This is a genomic window from Intrasporangium sp. (assembly GCF_032907665.1).
GTDB lineage: Bacteria > Actinomycetota > Actinomycetes > Actinomycetales > Dermatophilaceae > Intrasporangium.
The window spans coordinates 1-6,333 of record NZ_JAJJPG010000170.1 but is presented as its reverse complement, the minus strand read 5'-3'; the positions used below and the strand labels follow the sequence as shown (position 1 = coordinate 6,333).

General features: G+C 71.8%; 7 protein-coding genes. All 7 read right to left on the bottom strand.

Annotated features, from left to right (window positions below):
- Positions 1-11: 11 nt before the first annotated feature.
- The 7 genes from LOY02_RS17220 to purU are packed head-to-tail and all read right to left on the bottom strand — an operon-like array spanning position 12 to position 6,191.
- The gene (locus tag LOY02_RS17220) at positions 12-2,039 is read right to left on the bottom strand and encodes a chorismate-binding protein (RefSeq protein ID WP_317183600.1); all 2,028 of its coding nucleotides are present in this window, start codon (positions 2,037-2,039) and stop codon (positions 12-14) included.
- A complete protein-coding gene (locus LOY02_RS17215) occupies positions 2,039-2,749 on the bottom strand; it encodes an alpha/beta fold hydrolase (RefSeq protein ID WP_317183599.1) in 711 nt (236 codons plus the stop codon). The genes LOY02_RS17220 and LOY02_RS17215 overlap by 1 nt, the downstream gene beginning before the upstream one ends.
- The gene (locus LOY02_RS17210) at positions 2,746-3,675 is read right to left on the bottom strand and encodes a class III extradiol dioxygenase subunit beta (protein WP_317183598.1); all 930 of its coding nucleotides are present in this window, start codon (positions 3,673-3,675) and stop codon (positions 2,746-2,748) included. Before LOY02_RS17210 ends, LOY02_RS17215 begins: the two co-directional genes overlap by 4 nt.
- On the bottom strand, positions 3,668-4,024 hold the full coding sequence (locus LOY02_RS17205; protein ID WP_317183597.1) for a protocatechuate 3,4-dioxygenase: 357 nt from the start codon (positions 4,022-4,024) through the stop codon (positions 3,668-3,670). The genes LOY02_RS17210 and LOY02_RS17205 overlap by 8 nt, the downstream gene beginning before the upstream one ends.
- Positions 4,017-4,382 carry a muconolactone Delta-isomerase family protein gene (locus LOY02_RS17200; RefSeq protein ID WP_317183596.1) on the bottom strand — a complete coding sequence of 122 codons (366 nt, stop codon included), beginning with the start codon at positions 4,380-4,382 and terminating at the stop codon, positions 4,017-4,019. Before LOY02_RS17200 ends, LOY02_RS17205 begins: the two co-directional genes overlap by 8 nt.
- Complete coding sequence (locus LOY02_RS17195) at positions 4,382-5,275, bottom strand: bifunctional 5,10-methylenetetrahydrofolate dehydrogenase/5,10-methenyltetrahydrofolate cyclohydrolase (protein WP_317183595.1); 894 nt, start codon at positions 5,273-5,275, stop codon at positions 4,382-4,384. The genes LOY02_RS17200 and LOY02_RS17195 overlap by 1 nt, the downstream gene beginning before the upstream one ends.
- A 40-nt stretch (positions 5,276-5,315) precedes the next feature.
- Positions 5,316-6,191, bottom strand: a complete 876-nt coding sequence (gene purU, locus LOY02_RS17190) for a formyltetrahydrofolate deformylase (protein ID WP_317183594.1) — start codon at positions 6,189-6,191, stop codon at positions 5,316-5,318.
- Positions 6,192-6,333: the final 142 nt, after the last annotated feature.

Genomic DNA, 6,333 nt, shown 5'->3' with positions numbered 1-6,333 from the left:
GCTGAGCCGGCTCAGCGGCATACGCTCGGCGTGTCGTCCTCCCGCACCCGCGTGCGGAGGAAGGCCTCGATGACGGCCCTGCCGTGCTCGGTGAGGATCGACTCCGGGTGCCACTGGACGCCCTCGATGTGGGCGTGGAGCCGGTGGCGCACGCCCATGAGCTCGCCCTCCGCGCCCCACGACGTCGGCTCCAGGCACTCCGGCAGCGATCCCGGGTCGACGACGAGCGAGTGGTAGCGGGCGACGGCCACGCCCTGAGGTAGCCCGGCCAGCAGGCCCCGGCCGTCGTGGCTGAGGATGTCGGTCCGCCCATGGACCGGTCGCGACGCGCGAACCACCTTGGCCCCGAAGGCGGCTCCAACGGCCTGGTGACCGAGGCAGACCCCGAGCACCGGTGTCGTCGGGCCCAGGAGCCGGATGGCGGCAACGCTGATCCCTGCCCGGTCGGGTGCGGCGGGTCCCGGGGAGACGAGCAGGTGCGTGAGCGCGCCTGCCAGCCGCAGGGCCTCGACCTCGGACAGCGAAATGGCGTCGTTGCGGACGACGACGGCCCGTGCTCCTGCTTCCTCGACGTAGTGCGCCAGGTTGTGGACGAAGGAGTCGTAGTTGTCGATGACGAGGACCTGGGCCGTCCGGTGCGACGTGACAGCGACGTAGGGCACCTGAACCGGCGCGGGAGCAGCCGGCGCGGGGCCGGCCGGCGCAGGGGCCTCGGATCGGGATGGCCGGTTCGGCTGAGCACGGGGGCTGGCGCCGGCGCCCACCGCCGAGAGCAGGGGATCTGCCTTGTCATGGCACTCGGCCAGCTCCTCGGCGGGATCCGACAGCGTCGTGATGCCGCCGCCGACACCGAGCCAGAGGTTGTCACCTGCGAACTCGAAGGTCCGGATGGCGACGGACAGCTCCAACCCCGCCGCTGGGCTCGCGTAGCCGATGGCCCCGGTGTAGGCCTCGCGCGCCGTCGTCTCGACGGCGTTGATGAGTCGCAGCGCTGCGACCTTCGGGGCGCCGGTCACCGAGCCCGGGGGGAAGGTCGCCCGAAGCAGGTCGCCGTCCTCGATGCCCGGCCGGAGCTCGCCGACGACGTCGGACACGAGGTGTCGGACCGCATGCTCCTCGACCCGGTTGAGGGCGGGCACCCGGACCGACCCCGGGACGCACACCCGGGCGAGGTCGTTGCGCATCAGGTCGACGATCATGACGTTCTCCGCCCGGTCCTTGACCGACGCGGCAAGGAGGTCGGGGTTGCTGTCGGTGGGGGCCGTGCCCTTGATGGGAGAGGTGAGCACCGACCGGCCTCGCCGGCGCAGGAACAGCTCAGGCGAGAAGCTGGCGAGCGCCGAGCCCGGCCAGCCGAGGAAGGCCGCGAACTCGGGCCGCAGACGCCGCCAGCCCCGGACGAAGAGGTCGACCGGGGCCCCGGTGAAGGGCGCCTCGAGACGCATCGTGATGTTGGCCTGGAAGAGCTCCCCCGCCGCGATCGCCTCCCGCGTCCGGCGAACCGCGGCCTCGTGGGTCGGGCCGTCAGGGACGGCGCGCACCGTGCCGAGGGAGTAGGGGCGGGGCCGGCCGTGCGCCGCCGCGAGGTCCCTGAGGAAGGCGGACCTGCGCTCCTCCTCGATGTCGGGGTCCTCGATGCCGGCGAGCCGCTCGAACCACCACGTGCCGGAGCGGCGGACGAGCACCCGGTCGTAGAACGCGATGCGGTGCGGCGGCTGCGGGTCCGGTCGAGGCGGGGGCTTGCCGAGCTGCTCCAGCCCTGCCCCGAGCTGGTAGCCCCACGAGCCGATCCACCCGCCGCCGAAGCGGTGGCCGTCCTCTCGGTCCGCGTCGGGCAGGGCGTGGCCACCGCCGAGGAGCGAGAACGGGTCGGCATGCGGGTCCGCCACGACGAGCGGGTCCCACGCGATGATCGCGGCGCCGTCGTGCCATCGCCCGATGAGGGCGACGAGATGCGGCCGGTCGCGCAGCGCAATGAGCAGGTCCACTGGTTCGCGGTCCTCGTGGAGCTGGGACCGCTCGACGCGGACCCGCGGCATCACGGGGTCCGGGCGATACCGGCGAGCAGTCGGGCCAGCTCGTCCGGGGCGGTGACCATGGCCTCATGGCCCGTGTCGATCTCGTGCACCGCCCAGCCGCGCTCACGGGCCCGCTCCGCGTAGGGGGTGAAGACCCGCATCCAGCCCACGCACTCGATGAAGGACCCCGGCACCTCGGACTCGCCCCGACCGAGGCGCACCGGCTCCGTGTAGGTCAACCACGGGTGGGGTGTCAGCCGCGGCTGCAGCCACGCGAGGTCATCCTCGTCGGACACGCCGAGCACCTCGAGCGAGCGTGGCGGGATGAGCCAGCCGAAGCCGGGACCGGCGACGGACTCCCGGTAGTGCGCGGCCACCGACTCCGGGAGCAGGTCGATGGCGGCCTCGCCGTCCTCGGGCAGGAACGCGTCGAGGTGCACCCGGTGAGCGATCCGGTCCGGGACGCGCTCACTCACGGCGCTGACGACCATGCCGGCGTAGCTGTGGCCGACGAGGACGACCCGCGTCAGGTCCTCCGCTTCGAGGAACCGCACGACGTCCTCGACGTGGGTGCCGAGCCCGACGCCCGGATGGAGGACGTGTGCCCGGTCGGAGACGCCGGTGAAGGTCGGGGTGAAGACCTCGTGCCCCTGGGCGGCCAGGCGCTCGCGGACTCGACGCCAGCACCAGCCGCCGTGCCACGCCCCGTGGAGCAGGACGAAGGTGCTCATGCTCGGGCCTCCCCGACCGCCCCGGAGGGTATTGGGCCGACTGCCTCCGCCGAGGCTGTGGAGGCGCCGACGAGCACCCTGGCCGGCGGCGTCTGGAAGAGCGCCAGCGCGGCGGCGGTGTTGGAGACGGGCACGTGGTAGGTGTCGTGGATCCGGGTCAGCCCGGCGCCGAGGGCGCCGCGCATGACGAGCCACATGATCAGCTCGATCCCCTCGGACCCGGCTTGGCTGATGTAGTCCTCGCGGGTCAGGGCGGCGAGGCTCTCGGGATCGGTCTCGATGCGCTCGAGGAACATCCGGTCGAACGTCTCGTTGATGAGCCCGGCGCGGGCGCCGGCCAGCTGGTGCGACATGCCCCCGGTGCCGAAGACCGCGACCGTGATGTCCTCCGGGAAGCTCCGGATGGCGCGACCGAGGGCCTCACCGAGTCGCAGGCACCGCTCGGCGGTCGGCTGCGGGTACTGGATCACGTTGACGAGGAGCGGCACGACCCGGGAGGGCCACGCGTCGCCGGGCTCGGGACAGTAGACGGAGAGGGGGACGGTGAGCCCGTGGTCCACCTCGAGCTGGTGGAGCATCGTGATGTCGAACTGCTCGTCGACGAGGGAACGCACGAGATGCTCGCTCAGGGCGGGGTGGCCCACGACCGTGGGCACCTGCCGCGCCCCCCAGCCCTCGTCGGCGACGGCGTAGTGGTCGGCCGTCCCGATGGCGAACGTCGGGATGACGTCGAGGTCGATGGCGTTCGCGTGGTCGTTGTAGACGACGACCACGACGTCGGGTCGGTGCTCGGCCATCCACTCGCGGGCGGGACCGTAGCCGTCGAAGAGCGGCTTCCAGTAGGGGTCGGTCGTCCTGTGGTGGTCCATGGCCGCCCCGATCGCGGGGACGTGCGAGGTCGCCAGACCCCAGATGATCTCAGCCAAAGCTCCGCCCTCCCGAGCGCATCGCGGTGGTGAACTGCTCCTCCGTCATCCCGGTGAAGACGCCGCCGAGGTGCTGGACCGACACCTTGTCGACCTGGGCGAGCTTGAAGACATAGAAGATCGACGCTCCGAGGTCCAGCATCGCAACCCAGTCCCGCTCCAGCACGGCCCTCCGCTGCTCCGGCGCGAGCCCGAACCGGTCGCAGTAGGCGGCCTCGTCGGCGAGGAAGGCGTGACGGTTCTCCTCCCGCCGGAACGACCCGCAGAGCCGGTTGATCGCCGCTCCCCGTCGTCCTTCCGAGACGTCGAAGACGTAGGTGTCCCGTGCCTGCTCCCGTCCGTCACGCATGGCTCTCCTCCTCGGGGTCGTCGTCGGTGCCAGGGCGACCGGTCCGCTGCACCTGGGCCTCCTGAGCCCTGGCCGCCTGGAGCTGGGCCTCCTGGGGGTGGGTGGCGAGCGGCTCGACGGTGGCCGTCATCCACGGGAACGTCGGCAGCGAGGCGAGGGCGTCATGGAGCTCGGTCGCGTCCCGTGCCTCCCACAGGCCGATGCCGCCGCGCGTCCCCGGCACGCGCCAGAGCTTGACGAGCAGGCCGGCTCGCCGCAGCTCCCCGGCGCGCTTTCGCTCCTCGGTGCGCAACCGCTCGCGTTCCTCGGCTCCCAGGCCAGCCGGAAGCGCCGTCTCGAACCGCACGAGGAACTCCATCAGCCCACCACCGCGTCCGTGAGGGCAGCACCGGTCCGGCGCTGGTGGCGCTGCTCCTCATGGTCGACGGCCGCCCGGAGCGTCTGCCGGAGCAGCGTCGCGATCGTCATCGGGCCCACCCCGCCGGGGACGGGCGTGATCCAGGAGGCCCGCTCGCGCGCCGCCTCGAAGTCGACGTCGCCGATGTTGCCGGGGTTGTAGCCGGCGTCGACGACGACCGCTCCTGGCTTGATCCACTCGCCCCGGATCAGCTCGGGGCGCCCCACGGCCGCCACGACGAGGTCCGCTCGCGACACGTGGTCAGCGAGGTCCACGGTGCGCGAGTGGCAGAAGGTGACGGTCGCATGCCGTGCGAGCAGCATCATGCCGACGGGGCGCCCGAGGATGGCGCTCCTGCCGACGACGACAGCGTGCCGTCCGGCGACCTCCACCCCGTGTGCGTCGAGGAGGGCGATGATCCCGCCCGGCGTCGCGGAGCTGAAGCCGTCCTCCCCGAAGGACATCCGCGCGAACGACGTGCGCGTGACGCCGTCCACGTCCTTGCCCGGGGCGATCGCCTCGAAGGCGGCGCGCTCGTCGACGTGCCCCGGGACGGGGTGCTGAAGGAGGATCCCGTCAACCTCGTCGTCACGCGAGAGCCGGCTGATCACGGCGACGAGGTCGTCGGTCGTGACGTCAGCGCCCAGCTCGATCCGCCGGGACAGGATGCCGACGTCGGCGCACCGGTTCGCCTTCATGGAGACATAGGTATGAGACGCCGGGTCGTCGCCCACGAGGACCGTGGCCAGCAGCGGACGCCGCCCGTGCTCCTCGAGGAACTGGCTCACGCCCCTCGCGATGTCGTCGTAGGACGCGATCGCGGTGGCCCTGCCGTCCAGGATCCTCCCGGTCATTGGACTTCGCTCTCCTTCGTCGGGCGGTGGGCGCGGTGGGTCAGAAGACGACGGTCGAGTTGCCGTCGCGGATGATGCGGTCATCGCAGTGCCAGGCGACGGCCCGGGACAGGACGAGCCGCTCGATGTCGGCGCCGCGGCGCTGGAGGTCGGCTGCGGTGTCCTCGTGCGTGGCCCGCACGACGTCCTGCTCGATGATGGGCCCCTCGTCGAGGTCCTCCGTGACGTAGTGCGCCGTCGCGCCGATGAGCTTGACGCCTCGCTCCTTGGCCTTGAGGTACGGTCCCGCGCCCATGAAGGCGGGCAGGAACGAGTGGTGGATGTTGATGACCGGGGCGCCGACGTCCTCGAGGAAGTCGCCGCTGAGGATCTGCATGTAGCGGGCGAGGACGAGGACGTCGATGTTGCCCTTGAGCAGGTTGAGCTGCTCCTTCTCCACCTCGGGCTTGGTGTCTCGCGTGACCGGAAGGTGAATGAAGGGGATGCCGAACTGGCGGACGTCCTCGCCGAGGTCGGGATGGTTCGAGATCACCATCGGGACAGTCATCGCGAGCTCCCCACGCCGTTGCCGCCAGAGCAGGTCGAGCAGGCAGTGGTCGGCCCTGGACACGAAGATGCCGACGCGCTTCGGCTTGCGCGCCTCGACGAGGCGCCAGGTGAGGCCGAACGCCTCGCCCAGCTGCTCGTCCAGCTCCTGGCCGAGCGCCTCCATCCGGTTCGGGAGGTCGGGCAGGTGGAAGACGGTGCGCTGGAAGAAGCGACCACCTCGCGGGTCGGACGAGTACTGGTCGAGCGACACGACGTTCGCACCCGCTCGGGACAGCAGGGTGGACACCGCGGACACGATCCCGGGCTGGTCGGCGCCCTGGACGATCAGCCGCCCCACGTCGGCGAGCGGTGCTGCGCTGGTGGTCATGACGTCCTCTCGTCCGCAAGCGTCGGTGTCGGCGGGCTCGACTCGCCCGTCCGGGGTCTGGGCTGCTGCCAGTCAAGCCGCCTCGGCCGCGTGGCACGACGGGCATCGCGCCGATCCTGAGCGCGACCTTTGACGCACGTCA

Coding starts and splice junctions, on each gene's coding strand:
- LOY02_RS17220 (WP_317183600.1), bottom strand. CDS start 2,039: ATGCCGCGGGTCCGCGTCGAGCGGTCCCAGCTCCACGAGGACCGCGAA.
- LOY02_RS17215 (WP_317183599.1), bottom strand. CDS start 2,749: ATGAGCACCTTCGTCCTGCTCCACGGGGCGTGGCACGGCGGCTGGTGC.
- LOY02_RS17205 (WP_317183597.1), bottom strand. CDS start 4,024: ATGCGTGACGGACGGGAGCAGGCACGGGACACCTACGTCTTCGACGTC.
- LOY02_RS17200 (WP_317183596.1), bottom strand. CDS start 4,382: ATGGAGTTCCTCGTGCGGTTCGAGACGGCGCTTCCGGCTGGCCTGGGA.
- LOY02_RS17195 (WP_317183595.1), bottom strand. CDS start 5,275: ATGACCGGGAGGATCCTGGACGGCAGGGCCACCGCGATCGCGTCCTAC.
- purU (WP_317183594.1), bottom strand. CDS start 6,191: ATGACCACCAGCGCAGCACCGCTCGCCGACGTGGGGCGGCTGATCGTC.